The 18,626-nt window shown below is 69.5% G+C and carries 17 protein-coding genes; 11 read left to right on the plus strand and 6 right to left on the minus strand.

Going from position 1 to position 18,626, the window contains the following annotated elements; all coding sequences use genetic code 11:
• Positions 1–36 precede the first annotated feature (36 nt).
• Both ACFY1S_RS00550 and ACFY1S_RS00555 read left to right on the plus strand, forming a co-directional pair.
• Positions 37–1,245 (plus strand): low temperature requirement protein A, encoded by a 1,209-nt coding sequence (locus ACFY1S_RS00550; RefSeq protein WP_387111172.1) that lies wholly within the window; start codon positions 37–39, stop codon positions 1,243–1,245.
• A 271-nt stretch (positions 1,246–1,516) separates the two neighbouring features.
• Positions 1,517–1,876 carry an STAS domain-containing protein gene (locus ACFY1S_RS00555; protein WP_387111175.1) on the plus strand — a complete coding sequence of 120 codons (360 nt, stop codon included), beginning with the start codon at positions 1,517–1,519 and terminating at the stop codon, positions 1,874–1,876.
• Here the strand turns inward: ACFY1S_RS00555 and ACFY1S_RS00560 are convergent, their stop codons facing one another.
• The gene (locus ACFY1S_RS00560) at positions 1,877–3,133 is read right to left on the minus strand and encodes a PP2C family protein-serine/threonine phosphatase (protein ID WP_387111178.1); all 1,257 of its coding nucleotides are present in this window, start codon (positions 3,131–3,133) and stop codon (positions 1,877–1,879) included.
• A gap of 453 nt (positions 3,134–3,586) precedes the next feature.
• Between ACFY1S_RS00560 and ACFY1S_RS00565 the strand changes: the two genes are divergently transcribed.
• The 4 genes from ACFY1S_RS00565 (at position 3,587) to ACFY1S_RS00580 (ending at position 8,979) form a co-directional block, all read left to right on the plus strand.
• Positions 3,587–4,858 (plus strand): cellulose binding domain-containing protein, encoded by a 1,272-nt coding sequence (locus ACFY1S_RS00565; protein ID WP_387111181.1) that lies wholly within the window; start codon positions 3,587–3,589, stop codon positions 4,856–4,858.
• Positions 4,859–5,504: 646 nt separating this feature from the next.
• Positions 5,505–5,825 (plus strand): helix-turn-helix domain-containing protein, encoded by a 321-nt coding sequence (locus ACFY1S_RS00570; RefSeq protein WP_387111183.1) that lies wholly within the window; start codon positions 5,505–5,507, stop codon positions 5,823–5,825.
• A 514-nt stretch (positions 5,826–6,339) separates the two neighbouring features.
• Positions 6,340–7,683 carry a glycoside hydrolase family 6 protein gene (locus tag ACFY1S_RS00575; protein ID WP_387111186.1) on the plus strand — a complete coding sequence of 448 codons (1,344 nt, stop codon included), beginning with the start codon at positions 6,340–6,342 and terminating at the stop codon, positions 7,681–7,683.
• A 312-nt stretch (positions 7,684–7,995) separates the two neighbouring features.
• Positions 7,996–8,979: an aldo/keto reductase gene (locus ACFY1S_RS00580; protein WP_387111188.1), complete on the plus strand. Its 984-nt coding sequence runs from the start codon at positions 7,996–7,998 to the stop codon at positions 8,977–8,979.
• Between the two features lie 217 nt (positions 8,980–9,196).
• Here ACFY1S_RS00580 and ACFY1S_RS00585 read toward each other — a convergent pair whose 3' ends face one another.
• Complete coding sequence (locus ACFY1S_RS00585) at positions 9,197–9,751, minus strand: TetR/AcrR family transcriptional regulator (protein ID WP_387111190.1); 555 nt, start codon at positions 9,749–9,751, stop codon at positions 9,197–9,199.
• A gap of 89 nt (positions 9,752–9,840) precedes the next feature.
• Here ACFY1S_RS00585 and ACFY1S_RS00590 point away from each other — a divergent pair, with 89 nt between their 5' ends.
• Positions 9,841–10,710, plus strand: a complete 870-nt coding sequence (locus ACFY1S_RS00590; RefSeq protein ID WP_387111192.1) for an alpha/beta fold hydrolase — start codon at positions 9,841–9,843, stop codon at positions 10,708–10,710.
• Between the two features lie 2 nt (positions 10,711–10,712).
• A complete protein-coding gene (locus tag ACFY1S_RS00595; RefSeq protein ID WP_387111195.1) occupies positions 10,713–11,213 on the plus strand; it encodes an HPP family protein in 501 nt (166 codons plus the stop codon).
• Between the two features lie 648 nt (positions 11,214–11,861).
• On the opposite strand, the gene ACFY1S_RS00600 is transcribed toward ACFY1S_RS00595, so the two are convergent.
• Both ACFY1S_RS00600 and ACFY1S_RS00605 read right to left on the minus strand, forming a co-directional pair.
• Positions 11,862–12,734 carry an NAD(P)-dependent oxidoreductase gene (locus tag ACFY1S_RS00600; protein ID WP_387111197.1) on the minus strand — a complete coding sequence of 291 codons (873 nt, stop codon included), beginning with the start codon at positions 12,732–12,734 and terminating at the stop codon, positions 11,862–11,864.
• The gene (locus ACFY1S_RS00605) at positions 12,731–13,672 is read right to left on the minus strand and encodes an NAD(P)-dependent oxidoreductase (protein WP_387111201.1); all 942 of its coding nucleotides are present in this window, start codon (positions 13,670–13,672) and stop codon (positions 12,731–12,733) included. The genes ACFY1S_RS00600 and ACFY1S_RS00605 overlap by 4 nt, the downstream gene beginning before the upstream one ends.
• Before the next feature lie 52 nt (positions 13,673–13,724).
• Between ACFY1S_RS00605 and ACFY1S_RS00610 the strand changes: the two genes are divergently transcribed.
• On the plus strand, positions 13,725–14,096 hold the full coding sequence (locus tag ACFY1S_RS00610; RefSeq protein WP_387111204.1) for a winged helix-turn-helix transcriptional regulator: 372 nt from the start codon (positions 13,725–13,727) through the stop codon (positions 14,094–14,096).
• 87 nt (positions 14,097–14,183) lie between these two features.
• Here ACFY1S_RS00610 and ACFY1S_RS00615 read toward each other — a convergent pair whose 3' ends face one another.
• On the minus strand, positions 14,184–14,684 hold the full coding sequence (locus ACFY1S_RS00615; protein ID WP_387111207.1) for a hypothetical protein: 501 nt from the start codon (positions 14,682–14,684) through the stop codon (positions 14,184–14,186).
• 531 nt (positions 14,685–15,215) lie between these two features.
• Between ACFY1S_RS00615 and ACFY1S_RS00620 the strand changes: the two genes are divergently transcribed.
• Together ACFY1S_RS00620 and ACFY1S_RS00625 are read left to right on the plus strand one after the other, a co-directional pair.
• On the plus strand, positions 15,216–16,652 hold the full coding sequence (locus ACFY1S_RS00620; protein WP_387111210.1) for an MFS transporter: 1,437 nt from the start codon (positions 15,216–15,218) through the stop codon (positions 16,650–16,652).
• 4 nt (positions 16,653–16,656) lie between these two features.
• Positions 16,657–17,562 (plus strand): helix-turn-helix transcriptional regulator, encoded by a 906-nt coding sequence (locus ACFY1S_RS00625; RefSeq protein ID WP_387111213.1) that lies wholly within the window; start codon positions 16,657–16,659, stop codon positions 17,560–17,562.
• Positions 17,563–17,674: 112 nt separating this feature from the next.
• Here ACFY1S_RS00625 and ACFY1S_RS00630 read toward each other — a convergent pair whose 3' ends face one another.
• Complete coding sequence (locus ACFY1S_RS00630) at positions 17,675–18,544, minus strand: helix-turn-helix domain-containing protein (RefSeq protein ID WP_387111216.1); 870 nt, start codon at positions 18,542–18,544, stop codon at positions 17,675–17,677.
• Between the last annotated feature and the right edge of the window lie 82 nt (positions 18,545–18,626).

Below are 18,626 nucleotides of genomic sequence, written 5' to 3' on the forward strand. Positions count from 1 at the left end.
CGACCAGGGGTGCCTGGCCTGGGGGAACATGGCCGGGTGGGCGACGATCGAGGAGGTGCTGCGGGGGGCGGCCGGGAGAGCGCCGGCCAGTCCAACTTCCTCGAGTTGTTCTTCGATCTGGTGTTGGTGTTCGCGCTCAACGGAGTGGTCAGCCGGATCGTGCCGTCGCTGACCAGCGATGACGTCAGCGTCCGTTGGGCGTCGCTGTACGAGACCGTGATCCTGGCGCTTCCGTTGCTCTGGCTCTGGACCACCACCGGCCACATCACCAGCCGCTTCGACCCTCGGCAACGGTTGATCCAGCTGATGGTGCTTGCGAGTGCCTTCGGCATCCTGATCATGTCGACATCCCTGCCGTACGCCTTCTACGGGCGCGGCCTGGCCTTCGCCCTGCCGTACGTACTCCTCCAGGTCGTCCGGCCCCTGCTGCTCATCCGCACGCTGCCGGCCGGTGACACCGTCCGGTCGCTCTACACACGGGCGGCGATCTGGAGTGCGGGTTCGGCGATCCTGTGGATCGGCGGAGGGATCACGAAGGAGCAGTGGCGGGTGACGCTGTGGGGCCTCGCGATAGCCGTCGACCTCATCGGTGCCCGGCTCGGTTGGCCAGTGTGGGGGATGCGGCGCCGCTTCGCGAGCGCGTGGGCTGTCGAACGTGGGCGGCACCTGCCGGAGCGGTATCAGCAGTTGCTGCTCATCGCCCTCGGTGAGAGCGTCCTGGCTCTCGGCATCAGCTACACCGCCGCGTCGGTGACTGTCGCGACGACCATCGGGCTGGTGACGGCGTTCGTCACCACCGTCCTGCTGTGGCGGGTCTACTTCCACCGCTCGGGGGAGATGCTCGGCGAGACGCTGGAGGCGGTGACCGACCGGGTCGCGCTCGGCCGGGTCGCCGGGGCCGCGCACCTTGTCATGGTGTTCGGCATCATCGCGACAACCATCGGCTACGAGATCGTGCAGCAACACTCCCTCGGCCGGCCGTACCCCATGTGGGTGGTGGTGATCCTGGGCGGTCCGACGCTGTTCCTCTTCGGCCGGATCCGGTTGGAGTGGGTGGTGTTCAACAGGGTCTCCCGCCGTCGCATCGTCGGGATCGTGGTCCTGGTGGCGCTCATGGTGCCGCTCGCGTTCACCGGCGCGCTGATCGCCTCCCTGGTCGCCGCCGCCGTCCTGTTCGGCATCGCCGTGGCCGATGCCCGCCACTCAGCCGGACACCCGCCGGAGAGACCGTCCCCTCCCGTGTGAGCGGACGGCACCAGGTAAGGGGCTGCGGTAGAGGACGGCTGGCGGGGGAGCGACGGCGTCATGTCACCCGATCGCGCAGTTTCTCCCCGTTCGATGCCTCACCCGCCGGACGACTCTCTCGCGTCCATGTCGAATGCCTCCGCTGTGATCAGCACTACCCGGGGCCGCTGTGGCGAGACGATCAGCGGGCCGGCTCGACGTACGCTGGCCGGCGGCGGTTCGTCCGTCGGCCACATAGGGTGAGCGGGATCGTCGGCGTGGGGAGGCTGTTGTGGATTTGTCGTTGTCGGTCCGTCCGGGCCGCGGCTGCACAGTGCTCGAGGTGCGCGGCGAGCTGGACATGGCGACGTCCCCGCAGTTGCGCCAAGGGCTGCAACGGCTTGTCGACGCCGGTGACCGTCAGGTGGTCGTGGACCTGGCCGGGGTGGGTTTCATGGACTCCAGCGCGCTGGGCATGCTGGTGGTGATGTTCAAGGCGTTTCGGGAGGCCGGCGGCCGGCTGAGCCTCGCCTCGGCGCAGCCCGCCGTGCAGACCGTCCTGACCGTCACATCTGTGGACCGGGTCATCCGCGTCTATGAGAGTGCGGAGGCGGCCGAAGCCGATGGGGCGGACGAACCGGCAGGCAGGTGATCAGTCGGGCAGTGCGAGGCTGGCGCGCGCCTGGTCGGCGCCGGCAATGGTACGCCGGTCCTCGCTGTGCCCGCCGTGCCAGTCGAGGATGAACAGGGTGGCGTCGTCGGCGAGAGTCGGGCCGCTGACCTCGAGGACCGCGTCGGCCAGGGCCCGGACGGCCTCGCGCGGGTGCAGGCCGCCTGTCGACCGCAACGCTTCCGACAGGTCCAGGCTGGCGGCGTTGCGTTCCCGCACGCCGTCGGTCACCACCACCAGGCGGTCGCCGGGCCGTAGCGTGATCTCGCCCGCGCGGTAGTCGGCCTCGGCGAACATCCCCAGGGGGAAGCCTGCCGGTAGCGGCAGTGCCTCGGTGCCCCCGTCGCGCATGAGCATCGGCGGCACGTGCCCGGCGTTGAGCAGTGCGCACACCCCGGTGCGGAGGTCGAGGCGACCGAGGACCGCGGTGATGTAGCTGCCGGGCACTGTGGCGTTGTTCACCAGGTCGGCGTTCGCGGCGTCGGCCTGCTCCACCAGACCAACCCCGCGGCGGCGGCTGTTGCGCAGGCTGCCCACGCCCAGCGTGGCCGTCAGCGCGCTGGCCACCCCGTGGCCCATCGCGTCGGTGACGCTGAAGTGCAGCACGTCGCGGGCGAGGCTGTAGTCGAAGGTGTCGCCACCGATGCTGGCGGCCGGTTCGAGCCAGCCGGAGAGGGTGAACGCACTGCCCTCGCACGTGAACGAGCCCGGCAGCAGGCGGCGCTGAATCTCCCCGGACAGGGTGAACGGGGTCGTGCGCTGCCCCCACTCGAACAGGTCGGTGTACCGCCGGTTGGCGATCACCACGAACGCCAACGCGTGGGCCGTGCGGCCGATCTCCTCGAGCGTGGGCGCGGTGGGTTCGTCCGGCAGGATCATCTCGAGCAGGCCGATCGCCTCACCGCGGTCGGTCACCGGCGCCAACACCACCCACCCGTCGGGCTGCGGGACGACCTGCGTCGTCTGGGTCCGGAGCGCCTGCTCGGCGGGGCCGCCGTCGAACGGCATCACTACTGCGACCTCGTCAACGTCCCGGCGCCCCACACCGGCGCCGTCGGTCGGCACGTGGGCCAACCGGACCAGCGCCCGACCGCTGAGGTCCGCGATCAGGAACGCGACGCTGTGCGCCCCCAACGTCCTGCCGAGCGCACGGGTGACCGCCTCAACCGCCTCGACCGGCGATGCGTTCTCCGCTGCTTCCAGGACATCAGCCATGATCCGCCCTCGTCTGCTCGTCACTGTTGGAGCCTACGAGACCCGGACGATCATCGCCGGGCCTGAGGACCAGAGCCAGTGGCAGCCGCCAGTGCCGTGTTAGCGCGAACTGCCTTCGCCGAGCCGCTACGGCCCTTCCTGCTGATCGGGCATGAATCGGCATGTTATCGATAACCTGCTATGTTTGCCCGGGGAGTGAAGGGCACACTCCCGGTCACCTGAGCCTGCCGGCGATGACGTGTCGAGGGACGCCGACCCTCCACCGCCTACCGGTCGGTGACCAGTCCGGGCCACTCCGTCGATGCCGGCGACCCCCCTTGGTCGCCGGGCGACGTCGCTTCGGCCGCATGCCCCAGCTTCCGACGCCCCGCCGTGGGGCAGCACTCCTCGGCGTGACCAGGCATCCGGGTCCAGGTGGCCGCAGGCGACAGGCACCGCACCCCCACCACCTGACGCCCAATCGCAAGGAGTCACGCAATGCCGAAACGAAGGCATCTCCTCACATCCATTGCTGCCGCGGCGGTCCTGCTCGCGGCCACCGCCGGCGGAGCGCTGAACGGCGGCCTCCGTGAGGCGGTCGCGGCGACGAACGGCACCCTCGCGGCGACCGCCGGCTGCGGCAAGGCCCCCACGCTGGCCAGCGGCACACGCACCATCCAGAGCAGCGGACAGAGCCGTACCTACAACCTGCGGATCCCGGACGGGTACGACCGCAACCACCCGTACCGCCTGGTCTTCGCCTTCCACTGGTTGAACGGCTCGGCCAACAACGTCACCTCGGCGGGCTACTACGGGCTCCAGCCGCTGTCGAACAACAGCACGATCTTCGTGGCGCCGCAGGGTCTCAACGCCGGCTGGGCCAACACCAACGGTCGGGACCTGACCCTCTTCGACGACATCTCCCGGCAGATCGAGAACGACCTCTGCGTGGACACGACCCAGCGTTTCGCCCTGGGCTGGAGCTACGGCGGAGCCATGAGCTACGCCGTGGCCTGCGCCCGGCCCGACATCATCCGCGCGGTGACAGTCCTGTCCGGCGCCAACCTCAGCGGGTGCAACGGCGGTACGCAGCCCGTTGCCTACTTCGGCATCCACGGCATCTACGACAGCGTGCTGAACATCTCCCAGGGCCGGCAGCTGCGCGACACGTTCGTCAGGAACAACGGCTGCACCGCACAGAGCCCGCGCGAGCCGAGCCGGGGCAGCCTGACCCACATCACCACTACCTACTCGGGCTGCCGGGCCGGTTACCCGGTGCAGTGGGCGGCGTTCGATGGCGACCACACGCCCAGCCCGGTCGACGGGTCCGGCAGCCCCAACGACTCCCGGACCTGGACCTCGGGGGAGATCTGGAGGTTCTTCAGCCAGTTCCAGTCGACCACGCCTCCGACGACCCCGCCGCCCACCACCCCGCCGCCCACGACGCCGCCGCCGACTGGTGAGCCGGGCAGCTGCGCCGCCACCTACCGGACGATCAACACCTGGCCCGGCGGCTTCCAGGGCGAGGTGACAGTGGCCAACACCACCGCCACGACCCTGAGCGGCTGGACCGTGGGTCTGACCCTCGCCAGCGGCCAGGCCGTCAGCAGCCTCTGGAGTGGAACCAACACGGGCACCACCGGCAGCGTCACCGTCCGCAACGCCGCGTACAACGGCAACCTGGCGGCGAACGCCTCGACCACGTTCGGCTTCACCGCCACCGGCGACGGCGCCACGGCACCAGGCAACATCACCTGCACCAGCCCCTGAGCGGGCACTGGCCGGGTCCGGAGTCGGTTGGCTCCGGACCCGGCGGGATGGCAGGGGAGGCCTGAACCGCCGGGATGTGGTCCAAGAAAACTAGGTCGTTGCGCCTAGACATCTTCGACGGTCTGGCATACTGTTCTTCGAGTCGAGAGTAAAGATCCGTCAAGACATGGACGGGCCGTCCGGCCGTGAGGTCACGACGGGCGGTTCGGAAGGAACGATCTTGATCGTCCCTTCCGAAAGGTAGGAGCACGACCAGCCCGACGGAACACGCGTCGGAGCGCAGGTGGGGCCGAGGCGGTTTCGGGGCTCCACCTGATGTTCGCCGTAAGAGTGGGAGCCATGAAGTCGCGTGGGCTCCGACGCCGGCGGACCGCACGACCGCAAGGGAAGAAGAAGCAGAGGAAAGGGAGGGCCGTACACCGTTGGATCGCCCGCCGTCGGCCGTCATGTCAGGCCGGGCGGACACCGCAGTTTCCATCGAACGAGAGGTGGTCTCCGGTCACGCATATGCGATCCTCGCACCCGAAGCCGCCGGTTGCGGCTGGTGCGGATACGAAGAGCCGACGAACCTGTCGGCAAATGGTGTTCTGACCCGTAACCCTGGGCCCCGGCGCTTCGGCGCCGGGGCCCTCGACGTGGAGGTGACATGGCGCAGGGTCCCGACGATATATTCGGCGACGAGAACTACCCGGCCTACCCGATCGGCCAGGCCGCGGAGATGCTCAGCACGACGCAGGACTTCCTGCGCCGCCTGGACGAGGCGAAACTGATCAACCCCCACCGCTCCGGCGGCGGGCACCGCCGCTACTCCCGTTACCAGCTGCGCCTGGCGGCCCGGGTCCGCGAGATGGTCGATCAGGGCACCGCTCTGGAGGCGGCCTGCCGGATCGTCATCCTCGAGGACCAACTCGAGGAAGCCCTGCGGCAGAACCAGAGTCGGCAGCCCGGCACACCGCAACGCGACTGACCGGCTGCCTTCCACCGAGACCGTCGCACCCAGGAGTCGACAAGTCAGGCTGTACGGGCCGCCGAGGGCGGTCAGTCGGCGACGACGAAGCGCCTGGCTGAGGCGACCTCCATCCTCGTACGCAGCCATTGAGCCCCCTCGCGCCGCCGTACGACCGCGAGCAGCTCGCCGTCGCGGGCGCCGTAGGCGGCCTGGCAGGCGACCCTCGAAGAGGGGTTTCAGGCGCCGCTCGTCGAGGCCGAGGGTGTGCGCGTCGACGTAGTCGCGGTCGTACCAGCCGCGCCTGATCGTCGTACCCGTCGATGGATGCGACATCTTCGGCGACACCGGTGTGCCCGGTGATCGGTCGTGAGTCAGGTGCCTCGAACGACCTGCGTGAATGCCTTGGCAGCGACGTGCGCCTCCGCTACCGTCATGGGAACGCTCCCACGCACTTAGATACGTCAATGTGATCAGGAGGAAACACGTCGTGGCTATCCTCTCCCCCCGGCGCCGCAGATCAACGGCCATCAGTATGTCGGCCATCGCCGGTATCGCCGCCGCCGGCGTCTGCTTCGCCGTCGGTGGCGCGTCCGCCGGCACGGTGTCCGGTTCGCTCTACCGCGACCCGAGTTCGGCAGTCGTCCGCTGGGTCGCCGCCAACCCCGGCGACTCGCGTGCCGCAGTCATCCGCGACAAGATCGCGAGTCAGCCGCAGGCCCGCTGGTTCGCCAACTTCAACCCGTCGACAGTGCAGTCCGAGGTCTCCGAGTTCATCGGCGCCGCCAACGCGGCCCAGCAGATCCCGGTGGTGGCGGTGTACGAGATCACCAACCGGGACTGCGGTGGCGCCAGCGCCGGTGGAGCCCCTGACCTCAACCAGTACCAGACCTGGGTGTCGAACTTCGCCAGAGGGCTGGGCAACCGGACGGTCCTGATCATCCTGGAGACCGACTCGCTCGCCCTCCAGACGTGCTTGAGCGGAGCCGAACTCAACGCGCGCAACCAGGCGATCTCGACGGCCACCCAGACCATCAAGTCGGCCAACCCCAACGCCAAGGTGTACCTCGACGGCGGCCACTCCACCTGGAACAGCGCCAGTGAGACGGCCAACCGGCTCCGGGCAGCCGGCGTGCAGTACGCCGACGGCTTCTTCACAAACGTGTCGAACTACAACTCCACCTCCGGTGAGGCGAACTTCGGCCGCTCGGTCATCTCCGCCCTGAACGGCATGGGCATCTCGGGCAAGCGCCAGATCATCGACACCAGCCGCAATGGCGGCGCCAGCGGGGACTGGTGCGGCGACGACAACACCGACCGGCGCATCGGGACGTACCCGACGACCAACACCGGCGACAGCAACATCGACGCGTACCTCTGGGTGAAGCCGCCGGGGGAGGCGGACGGCTGCCGCTACACGGCCGGGTCCTTCCAGCCCGACCTGGCCTACAGCCTGGCCAACGGCGCGCCCAACCCGCCCACCACCGCACCGCCGACCACCACGCCGCCGACGACGACGCCTCCGACGACCACCCCGCCGACGACCACCCCACCGACCACCCCTCCGAACAGCTCGCCGCCGGCCGGTGACGGCTGCTACGCGGAGGTGGCGCTAAACCAGTGGGCCGAGGGCTTCACAGCGAACGTGACGGTCACCGCCGGCAAGTCGGACATCAACGGCTGGACCGTGACGATCGAACTGCCCGCCGGGGCCGCAGTCACCGGCACCTGGAACGCCCAGGCCACCGGCAGCAGCGGAACCGTCCGGTTCACCAACGTGGGCTACAACGGTCGGATCCTCGGCCGGCAGTCGACCACCTTCGGCTTCCAGGGCACCGGCAGGGGCCCGGGCGTGTTGGCGAACTGCGTGACCTCCTGACCCATCTGATGCCGCGGCCCGGCGTGGAGACCACTCTCCGCGCCGGGCCCGTCTCCGTCCTGCGTGCGGGCCGCACCCTTCCCCGGGCTCTCGGTGGCTTCGGCGGCGTCAAGAGCCGTGTTGAAAGACTCTGCTGGTACCCCATTTCGCAGAAACTCCGTGAAACCGGCGCGCTGATGTTTGCTGAGGCCAGGCCGGGTACGTCTTCGGCCAGCGCGGAACGGGACCCTCATCCCGAAGCCTGATCCATCCGGCCCCGCAGTCCGCAGGGAAAGCTTGGTTCCCCAACGCACACGACACGGAGGAAACACCATGCGTACCGCGAAGCTCGGTGAACTCGAGGTCGCCCGGATCGGCCTCGGCACGATGGGGATGTCGCACGGCTACAGCGGCGCCGGCAGCGACGACGCCGAATCGATCCGCACCATTCATCGGGCCATCGACCTCGGAGTCGCCCTCATCGACACCGCCGAGGTGTACGGCCCGTACGTCAACGAGGAACTGGTCGCCAAGGCGCTGCACGGCCGCCGCGACCAGGTCGTGCTGGCCACCAAGTTCGGCCTTGTCTCGCACACCGGCCGCGGCCCCGGGAAGCCCGACAGCAGCCCGGACAGCATCCGCAGCGCGGTCGACGGCTCGCTCAAGCGGCTCGGCGTCGACCACATCGACCTGTACTACCAGCACCGCGTCGACCCGGACACCCCGATCGAGGACACCATGGGCGTCCTCGCGCAGCTCGTGCGGGACGGCAAGATCCGGTACGTCGGCCTGTCCGAGGCCTGGGTCGACACCATCCGCCGCGCGCATGCCGTGCACCCGGTGACCGCGCTGCAGTCGGAGTACTCGCTGTGGACCCGCGACCAGGAGGAGATCCTGCCGGTGCTGCGCGAGCTCGGCATCGGCCTGGTCGCCTACTCTCCGCTCGGCCGAGGCTTCCTCGCCGGCACCCTACGCACGCCCGCCGACGTCGAGTCGCTTGACGACAGCGACTTCCGCAAGAACCACCCGCGTTTCACAGGCGAGAACTTCCAGCGCAATCTGCGCCTCGCCGACCAGGTGCAGATGATCGCCGATCGGGTGGGCGCGACCTCGGCGCAGGTGGCGCTGGCCTGGCTGCTCGCCCAGGGTGATGACATCGTCCCCATCCCCGGCACCAAGCGGGTGGCCCGCGTCGAGGAGAACGTCACGGCCGACACCGTCACGCTGACGGCCGAACAGATCGCCACCCTCACTGCGCTGCCCGTGGCCGAGGGCGGCCACCACACCGACGAGCAGATGCGGCTGATCGAACGTTGACCCGCCGGGGCACGGCCCTGTGGTGTTGGCTGTATTTCCGAACGTGGTCCTGGGCTGGGCGAACGGGCGTGTGGGTGACAGGGGTGGGCCACTCCATGCCACCCCTGGCGAACACCCGGTCGCGAGACTGGTCCCTCGCGCCCTCGTAGCTCCGGGGATAGATCACCGACACGTCGTACGAGTTATTAGGACCTCTAAGTGGCGAGCCCGATATGACTTAGGTGTCCGCGTCTAACAGGCGGCGCGCGGCGGTGCGAGCATCGCGGGCCGGCTCGGCGCTGCCGGTGATGGCGGCGGTGACCATCGCGCCGTTGGCGAGCAGGGCAAGCTGCGCGGCGAGCGCCGGTGGCCGGTCGGCGGCCGCGACCAGCGCCGCGAGGTGGTGGGTGAAAGCCTGCTTGTGGGTACGCACGATGTCGGCCACACCGGGCGAGGTGCCGCCCAGTTCGGCGAAGGAGTTGATGAAGGAACACCCGCGGTAGTCGGGCTGGCCGAACCAGTCGTGCAGGTAGTCGAAGACCGCCAGCACGCGCTCCACCGGGGTCGATCCTGCTGAGGTGTACGCCGACAGTGCGTCCCGGATCGCCTGGTCGCGTCGATGCAGTACCGCCTCGGTCAGGTGCTCCTTCGACGGGAAGAGCTGGTAGGTGCGTTTGAGCGAGACGCCGGAGGCGGCTCGGATCGCGTCCATCCCGACGGCCTGGATACCGCGCTCGTAGAAGAGCGTGTCAGCCGCTTCGAGCAGCCGAGCCTCGGCTGTCGTGTGGTCCATGTCAAATTCCCCTTGCCATGAGAACCATCGTTCTCCTATCGTATCAATCAGCCGGAGAACGATCGTTCTCACGAGTCTGAGGGGTATCCATGTCTTCCTTCGTCACCCGTCACCGCACCGTCACCGTCGCCGGCCAGCAGGTCTTCTACCGGGAGGCCGGCGACCCGTCGCGTCCCACATTGGTGCTGCTGCACGGGTTCCCCACCAGCTCCCACATGTTCCGCAACCTGCTCCCCGCGCTGGCCCGCGAGTACCACCTCGTCGCCCCTGACCACGTCGGCTTCGGCAACTCCTCCGCCCCGCCGGTCGGTGACTTCGACTACAGCTTCGAGCGGCTCACTGAGATCACCCTCGGCCTGCTCGATGCCCTCGGCGTCGACCGGTTCGCTCTCTACGTTCACGACTACGGCGCCCCGATCGGCCTGCGCATCGCCAGCCGGCAACCACAGCGGATCACCGCGCTGATCACCCAGAGCGGGAACGCGTACACCGAAGGGTTCACGCCCTTCTGGGACCTGCTTTTCGCACACGCCAAGGACCGGACCAGCCACGAGCCGGAGGTCCGCAAGCTGCTGGAGATCGAGGCCACCCGCTGGCAGTACACCCACGGCGTGCCGGCCGAGCGGCTCGAGCGCGTCGCCCCGGAGACGTGGCGCCTCGACCAAGCCGGCCTCGACCGGACAGGCAACAAGGAGATCCAGCTCCAGCTGTTCTGGGACTACCAGTTCAACCTCGACCTGTACCCCAATTTCCAGCGCTACTTCCGCGACCACCAGCCGCCGACCCTGATCACCTGGGGCCGCCACGACGAGATCTTCGGCGCCGCTGGCGCCGAGGCGTACGCGCGGGACCTTCCCGACGCCGAGATCCACCTGCTGGACACCGGCCACTTCGCGCTGGAAACCCACGGCGACGAGATCGCCGAGCTGATCCGCACCTTCCTGCGCCGGGTCCGGTAGCCGTGGCCTCGACGACCCCCGGTTCGCCGGCGCTACCCCGGCGGGCCGCCCAGGCCGGCGCGCTCGCCGCCGGTGCGGTACTACTCGGTGCGATGAGCACACTGGCCGCGGTGGAGGTGCTGACCCGGCAGGACGTGTTCGCCCTGCCGTTCGTCGCCTCGGCAGCGGTGGTCGCCATGGCACCCCGGGCACCGCTGGCCCGACCTGCAGCGGTGCTCATCGGGTACGCAGCCAGCGCCCTCATCGCGGTCGGGATCACCACCGCAGCTGGACCGTCGGCGGTATCGGCCACCGCCGCAGCGGTGGGCTCGCTCGTCGTCATGCTGCTGCTGACCGCGCCGCACGCACCGGCCGTCGTGTGCGCCGCCTTCATCGGCATGACCGGCCCCGGCGTCCTGCACCTGCTGCTCGCCGTAGGCCTGGCGGTGTTGATCGTGCTCGGCACGGCTCTGCTCGCCGGCCGTCTTGTGCCGCACTACGGCTACCCGGCGTCTTGGCGCTGACCCGTCCAGCTGCAGTCGTCGGGTGCCTTCACCGGCAGATGGTCAAACGACACCACGGCACGCGGCCGCAAGACCGTCAACCTCACCTCGCGCAGCTGACGGGCGTGAGGCGCGGGCTGACACGCCACGACTCTCGCCAGTTCTCGATCGGCGCTGGCGCAGTGGCGCGCCATGGTGTCCGGCGGCCCGCATCGCGCTGACCCTTGATGCTCGGCGTGGGTGCGGGCCGCGCCGCAAGCGCTCAAGCGGCGGCGATGGCGCTCCCGCAGGGGGCCCGGCGGTAGCACTCGCTGCGCTGTGGTCAGCAGCACAGCCGTGGGACGCCGACCACGGAATCGTCAATTGCGCCCTATCGGGAGTGGCTGCGCCGCACCCTCGGGTCAGCCTCCCGGCGACCGGGCTGGAGATCGTGGCGGAGCCCGCCGAGACGGGCGACGAGGACACCACGGACCCGTTCTGCCGCTGGGTCGAATAAGGAAACCTGAGCCGGTCACCGGATCGAGACACCGACTCCGCCAGACCGGCGCCGAGCGCCGACCACGCTTCTCTGGGGCAGATCAGTGCACGCCGGCAGGGCGGCGAACCGCTGAACGGCGGGCGACCCGCACGACCGAAAAGAACCGGCAGTGCGAGCCGCCCGCCGCGTGCTCAGGCTTTGATCACGTCGTAGAGGGCGGTCCAGCCGCGGGTCCCGTGACCGGCGGCGATGGCTCGGTCGTAGTGCGACTTGACGGCCGCCGGCAGCGCGCGGTCGACGCCGGCCTGGTCGCTGGTCCGCAGAATATGCTCGGCGGTGGCCCCCATCATCAGGACGGTGCTGAGGTCGCCGGGGTGTTTCCCGGCGGCGATCTCGGCGGCGATCTCGGTGCCGCTGCCGACCATCGCCGGGACGGCGGTGAGCATCGCCATCGCGTCGGGCAGGAAGTCGCCCGCCGGTGTGCCGGCCGCGGTCACCATCGCGGTGGAGTGCAGCAGACCGGACAGCGTGGTGAGGAAGACGTTCAGATAGGCCTGGTAGAACAGCTGGGCCAGTCCTGGATCGCCGCCGAGGTAGCGCGGATCGCCGATCAACCGCAGTGCCGGTTCGTGGGCGGCGAAGACCTCGCCCGGGCCGCTGTAGTAGACGTACGCACCGGGGCCGCCGACCGCCGGGGCCGGCACCATGATGCCGCCGGTGACGAAGCGCGCGCCCCGGTCGGCCGCCCAGGCCGCGGCCTCTCGGGACGCGTCGGGTGTATCGGAGCTGAGGTTGACCAGATCACGGCCGACCAGGAAGTCCGGGTGCTCGCCCAGGATCTGGTACATCGCCGCGTAGTCGGTGAGGCTGAGAATGGTCAGCGGGCTCGCGGTGACCGCCTCCGCCGGGGTGGCCGCCAGGGTGGCACCGGCTTCGACCAGGCCGTCGGCGCGTCCGGGCGTACGGTTCCAGACGGTGACCGGGTGGCCGCCGAGCAGGAGGGCGCCGGCCATGGCCCGGCCCATCGGACCAAGGCCGATCACGGTGACAGGTTCGTGGCTCATCGGGCGATCCTCAGCTCTTCGAACATGCGGGCGGTGTCAAGGTCGCCATGACCGGCAGCGATCTGCCGGCGGACGAGGTCGTGCACGGGCTGCAGCAACTCGGTCGAGACGCCCTGGCCGGTGGTCGCGCGCAGCAGGGCGGCCAAGGCCGCCTCGGTGAACCGTAGGCTCTGGCCCTCGCCGGCGTACTCCCCGGCGTCGACCGCCGCCGCGTAGCCGGCGAACCCGCCGGTCATGGCGGCCAGGAACGGCGCCTGCCGCCGGGCGAACTCGGCCGCCGGGATACCCTCGGCGGCCAGCATCGCCGCGCCGTGCAGGAAACCGGCGACCATCGTGTACATGCCGGTCAGCATCGCCATGTCGTAGACCGAGGCGAGCCCGGCGTCGGCACCGAAGAAGGTGCTCTCGCCCCACCGGTCGAGCAAGTCGCGGTGCTCGGCGAAAACGGCCTCCGAGCCGCTATAGAAGATCGCTGACCCGGGACCGCCGATCATGTCGGGGACGGCCAGGATGGCGCCGTCGAGGTAGGCGATGCGGTGGCCGGCGGCCCAGGCGGCCAGCTCCCGGGACTCGGCAGGCGTCGTCGTGGTCAGGTTGATCACGGTACGGCCGGACAGGGCGGCGGCGACCGGGTCCAGGACATCGTGGACCGAGCGGTGGTCGAACAGGCAGACGATGACCGGCCCGTCACCGGCGACGGCCTTGTCGACGGTGTCGGCGACGACCCCGCCGCGACCGGCCAAGGGCTCCGCCCGCCGCGGGTCGCGGTTCCACCCGACCGCGGGAAGGCCGGCGTCCAGCAGGGTCGCGGCCAGGGCTGTACCCATCGCGCCCAGACCCAAAAATGTGGTCATGAAGTGGTGGTCCTCAACAGACTGGAAGGAACAGATGAGCGGCGCGCCGGTCACCATGGTTTCCCAGTACAGTCGTGTCAGCAAGTAGCCACTATTTGGTGCGGTACTCACCTTTTCGTAAGTATGGAGGGGTCGGATGACAGCCGGTGCGAGGCGGGGGCCGTACATCTGCGGCATCGACGCCGGGATGGACGTGGTGACCGGCAAGTGGAAGTCGCTGATCCTCTGGGAGCTACACAACTACGGCACCCGGCGCTTCGGTGAGCTGCGGCGGGGCCTGCCGGGGGTGAGCGAGAAGATGCTCGTCCAGCACCTGCGCGAGATGGAGGAGGATGGGCTGCTTGATCGGGAGATCTACCGCGAGGTGCCGCCCCGGGTGGAGTACTCGCTGACTCCGCACGGCATCTCCCTCAACGAGGCCCTCGGCGCACTCGGCTCTTGGGGTCAGCAACGGGTCAAGCGCCTCGCCGCCGAGGGCAGCCTTATCGAGGTTCCGCCTCCAGCCTGAGCACATTTCGAGGCAGCCAGCAGTCACCGCGTACCGGTCGGCCGAGGTAACGCCTGCGGCGGGGCGAAGGTACGCCCACGAATCCGCTCAGTGCGGATCGCGCACGCTGCTCGGCCTTTCTCCGGCTCGAGGTCGGTCGCCCGCGAGCAGCGCGAACAACGCCAATGCGACGGCCAGCAGGGCCGCTACCGAAATGACGAAGCCACGATCCATGCCGCGTGGAGCCAGCGTCACCCCAGCGATCAGGACCACTACGGCGGCGGCAGCCATCGCGCGGCGGATGGCAAGCTGCGGCGCCTTGGTTCGGTTGCTCGCGGCGGCACCGTCCGGTCCGGAGTCCATGCGGACGCCTGCACTTTCCCGCATGTCGGCGCCGGTCTCCCCGCGTTGCGCACGCCAGACGGATACAGCGATGACTGCGGCGCCTATACCGCCGGCGGTGCCGGCGACGATGAAGGGCACCGCCAGTCCGTACAGGCCTGGCGCCACGGTGCTGGCACCGGACAAGGCGAGCATCGCGAAGACTACAACTGCGATGCCGTGCAGGGCCGCGCTACGGCGCATCCGCCGCTGTTCGAGATTGGTCATCGCATTCTCTCCCGGCGTTGGTCGGCGTCATCATCCCATGAGGCGACACCCGTACGGCCCGACTGTCGTCGGGTCGGTGTGCTGCCTGCGGTCGTCGTTGGCGCGGTCGGCCGGCATTCCGCTCCGGTGGTCACGGAGAAAGAACAGCATTCGGATGTACGTGATACCGCACATCGGTGGCCGGCAGCTCTACAGCCTCGACACGTGCGTCGATCCACAACCTTGGGCGGACCCTCGCCGCTGAACTGCGCCGAAGCCTCGTACATCACCGGCCAAGACCTCGTCATCGACGGCGGCCTGGTCGCGGCGATTCCGCCGACCAGCCGCTGAAGCACCGGCCGGCCGCGTCGACGACAGAGACGCTCCCGCGAAGCCCGGAGACCGCCGCGCGGCTGGCCAGTCCGTACGCCTCGATTCCGGGACGTCATCTAATCAGCCCGAGCGTGGGTATCCCTGCGAGTGCTAGGCGCCGCCAGTCACCCATCACCAATGGCCTGGTTGGGTCCGCAGAGCAGCGCGATCGTCGCTGGTATGACATCAACCGCTCGGGAACGGCTCGTTCTGGCTGTTCTGCTCACCGCGAGTTTCACGCTCGCCGTCGACTTCTCCATTCTCAACGTGGCCCTGCCGGCAATCGGCGCGGAGGTCGGCTTCTCCCTGACCAGCCTTCAGTGGATCGCCACCTCGTTCGCTCTGTGCGCGGCCGGGTTCACTCTGCTGTTCGGCCGGGTCGGTGACCTGCTCGGCCCTCGTCGTCTCTTCCTCGGTGGTATCGCGCTGCTCGGTGTCTCGTCGCTGGTCGGAGGTGTCGCCGAGACGCCGCCGGTGCTGCTGGCCGCTCGTGTCGCGCAGGGCCTGGCCACAGCGGCAGTGATCCCGGCCGCGCTGTCGCTGCTGACCACGTCCTTCCCGGAGGGGCCGCGGCGGGACCGGGCGCTCGGGCTGAATGGCGCGCTCATGGCGGCCGGTTTCACCACCGGTGCGATCCTCGGCGGCCTGCTCACTGACCTGCTGTCCTGGCGGTGGGCGTTCTTCGTCAACGTCGTCGTCGCGGTGGCTGTTCTGGCCGTTGCCCCGTTCGTGCTGGCCGAGAGTCGGCCCGCGAGGCGGCCGCGGCTCGATCTGCCCGGGGCGGTCACGGTCACCGGTGGGTTGCTTTCGATGGTGTACGGGTTGACGAGCGCTGCCGAGCATTCGTGGACCGACCCGCGCACGCTCGTGGCCCTGCTCGCCGGTGTGGTGTTGCTCGTGGTGTTCTGGCAGGTGGAGAAGCACGTCGCCGAGCCGTTGGTGCCGGTGCCCGTGCTGCGCCGCCGTACCGTCGCCTGGGGCAACCTGGCTGGCCTGCTTGCGTTCGCCACCGAGACGTCGCTGGTGTTCCTGCTCACCATCTACCTGCAGTCGGTGCTGGGCTTCACGCCGCTGAGCGCCGGGGTTTCGTTCGCGGTCCTGGGGGCCGGTACCGTCATCGGCGGCATCGCCGGGCCGCGGGTGATCGCCCGGCTCGGCAACGTCCGGGCGCTGGTCACCGGTCTGCTGGTGCAGGCCGGTGCGACCCTGTCGCTGGTTGCCCTGGGCGACTCGGCGGGCTGGCTGCCGCTACTGCTCGTCGCCACGTTCGCCGGTGGTGTCGCCAACCTGGTGGCGATCGTGGGGTTCATGGTTACCGCGACCTCGGGGCTGCCTGACGAGGAGCAGGGCCTGGCCACCGGGCTGGCCACGATGAGCCAGCAGGTCGGTATCGCGATGGGCATCCCGGTGATGTCGGCGGTGGTCGGGCTGATCCTGCACGCGGTCGGCGACGACGGGGCAGCGGCCACGCTGATCGCGTTGCGGACGGCGATCGGGGTCAACGCCGCCCTGTGCGTCGCCGCGGCTGTCTTGGCTGGCGTCTTCCTGCGGGCACCGCGCCGGCGCAGCCTGGTACTGGCAGGGTCAGGCAACGCCGCGGCGACCGCGCGACACTGAACTCATGGTCAACGAGAACAGCCCGGGCGAACTCGGCGACTTCCTGCGAAGCCGCCGGGCCCGGGTGTCACCCGAGGAAGCCGGCGTCATCTCGTACGGGCGGCGCCGCGTCGCCGGCCTGCGGCGTGAGGAGCTCGCCCAATTGGCCGGCGTCAGCGCCACCTACTACACGCGGCTCGAGCAGGGGCAGAGCAGCAACGCGTCGGCGTCGGTGATCGACGCCATCGCGCGGGCTCTGCGTCTGGACGAGGACGAGCGCAACCACCTGTACGACCTGGCCCGGCCGCGGCGCACGAAGCGCCTGCGGCCGGCCCGCCCGGAGACCGTCCAGCCGGGCATGCGGCAGCTGCTCACGGCGATGACCGACGTCGCGGCGGTCGTGGTCGGCCGGCGAACCGAGGTGCTCGCCTGGAACCAGCTCGGGCACGCGCTGCTCGCCGGGCACTGCGACGCCGGCGCACCGGACCGGCCTGCCGACCGGCCGAATCTGACCCGGATGCTCTTCCTCGACCAGCACACCCGCGAGCTGTACGCGCGCCGCCCCGAAGAGGTGAACCGGGCGATCGCCTCGCTGCGGCTCGTCGCCGGCCGGCACGCGGACGATCCCGAGCTGGCCTCGCTGATCGGCGAGCTGTCGATGAAAAGCGCTGAGTTCGCCGGGCAGTGGTCCCGGCACCCGGTGCGGACCTGTACCTCCGGCAGCAAGCTGTTCCGCCATCCCGAAGTGGGCGATCTCCAGCTCGCGTTCGAGGTGCTGCACCTGCCGGGCGACGCCGGTCAGCGGCTGATCACCTACACCGCGGAACGCGGCAGCCCGTCAGAGGCGGCGCTGCAGCTGCTCAAAGTATCGTTCAGCGAGGGCCGGGACACCGCGCCAACGGGTTCGGGACATTCCGCCGTGCACCGCTGACCGTCCTCTGCTTGCGGCCTGCAGCGATCGTCCTGGCGGCCGATGCGGACCGGGACTCTGTTCCATCCGGTCCGCACCCCTCTTCCTCCAGACGCTCGACCGCCCGACTTCTTCAACGTGACGCGTACGGCCGGACCGGCTCGCGGACGCGGGTCAACAGGCCGAGAGTGGCATGTGACGGCGTTTCCGGCTCGGCGGTCACCATGACAAACTGCTGGCCTGCGTCGCCCGGAAGGTCCATGACCTCGTGCCGCAGCGTTATCTCCCCAACCACCGGGTGCCGATAACTCTCGGTCGAGAAGCCGCACTGCAGGACCGGATGGGACGACCAGAGCGCGCTGAACTCGGGGCTTCTCGAGGTCAGTTCGCCGACGAGCTCGCCCAGCCGGCGATCGCCGGGGTAGCGACTCGCCATACGCCGCAGGCACCCGACCGCGACACGGGTGCGGCTGGACCAATCCCGGTAAAGCAAGCGAGTCCGCGGGTCGAGGAAGAGCAAGCGCTGCAAGTTCGGCCGGTCGGCGCAGCCGTACGGCGCGTCGAAATCGACGTGTCCGGCCAGTAGCGCATGCGCCGGCGAGTTCCAGGCGAGCACGTCGGCATAGCGGTCGACCACGTACGCGGGCACGTCACTGATCGCCTCGACCATGCTTTGCAATTGTGGGCGCAACCGCTCGGGCCGGGGGTATGCGGGTGGCTCTCGGGTGATCCGGGCGAGGTCGTGTAGATGAGATCTTTCGGTCTCGTTGAGCCGTAAAGCACGCGCTATCGCGTCGAGCACGGCGTCGGAGACATTACGGCCCCGGCCCTGTTCGAGGCGCGTGTAGTACGCGACGCTGACTCCGGCTAGCTGAGCCAGCTCCTCACGTCGCAATCCGGGAACCCGCCGCCGGCCGGCGATAGGGGTCGTCACGACGTCCCGCGGTCGAAGTGCCGCCCGCCGGGTCCGTAGGAACGATCCCAGCTCGGCACTCTGATCCATGTACCGATTGTGCCGTACCTGCGGGGATGTTGCCTGACCCTGGCAGTAGTAGGCAGCGCAGGCGTATGCCCAAGGGGTCTCT

The organism is Micromonospora sp. NPDC000663 (genome assembly GCF_042898105.1).
Classification (GTDB): Bacteria; Actinomycetota; Actinomycetes; order Mycobacteriales; family Micromonosporaceae; genus Micromonospora.

What these genes read in the sequence shown, in the direction of transcription:
- ACFY1S_RS00565 (WP_387111181.1), top strand. Translation starts at nt 3,587, where the DNA reads ATGCCGAAACGAAGGCATCTCCTCACATCCATTGCTGCCGCGGCGGTC.
- ACFY1S_RS00570 (WP_387111183.1), top strand. Translation starts at nt 5,505, where the DNA reads ATGGCGCAGGGTCCCGACGATATATTCGGCGACGAGAACTACCCGGCC.
- ACFY1S_RS00575 (WP_387111186.1), top strand. Translation starts at nt 6,340, where the DNA reads ATGTCGGCCATCGCCGGTATCGCCGCCGCCGGCGTCTGCTTCGCCGTC.
- ACFY1S_RS00580 (WP_387111188.1), top strand. Translation starts at nt 7,996, where the DNA reads ATGCGTACCGCGAAGCTCGGTGAACTCGAGGTCGCCCGGATCGGCCTC.
- ACFY1S_RS00585 (WP_387111190.1), bottom strand. Translation starts at nt 9,751, where the DNA reads ATGGACCACACGACAGCCGAGGCTCGGCTGCTCGAAGCGGCTGACACG.
- ACFY1S_RS00590 (WP_387111192.1), top strand. Translation starts at nt 9,841, where the DNA reads ATGTCTTCCTTCGTCACCCGTCACCGCACCGTCACCGTCGCCGGCCAG.
- ACFY1S_RS00600 (WP_387111197.1), bottom strand. Translation starts at nt 12,734, where the DNA reads ATGAGCCACGAACCTGTCACCGTGATCGGCCTTGGTCCGATGGGCCGG.
- ACFY1S_RS00610 (WP_387111204.1), top strand. Translation starts at nt 13,725, where the DNA reads ATGACAGCCGGTGCGAGGCGGGGGCCGTACATCTGCGGCATCGACGCC.
- ACFY1S_RS00615 (WP_387111207.1), bottom strand. Translation starts at nt 14,684, where the DNA reads ATGACCAATCTCGAACAGCGGCGGATGCGCCGTAGCGCGGCCCTGCAC.
- ACFY1S_RS00620 (WP_387111210.1), top strand. Translation starts at nt 15,216, where the DNA reads ATGACATCAACCGCTCGGGAACGGCTCGTTCTGGCTGTTCTGCTCACC.
- ACFY1S_RS00625 (WP_387111213.1), top strand. Translation starts at nt 16,657, where the DNA reads ATGGTCAACGAGAACAGCCCGGGCGAACTCGGCGACTTCCTGCGAAGC.
- ACFY1S_RS00630 (WP_387111216.1), bottom strand. Translation starts at nt 18,544, where the DNA reads ATGGATCAGAGTGCCGAGCTGGGATCGTTCCTACGGACCCGGCGGGCG.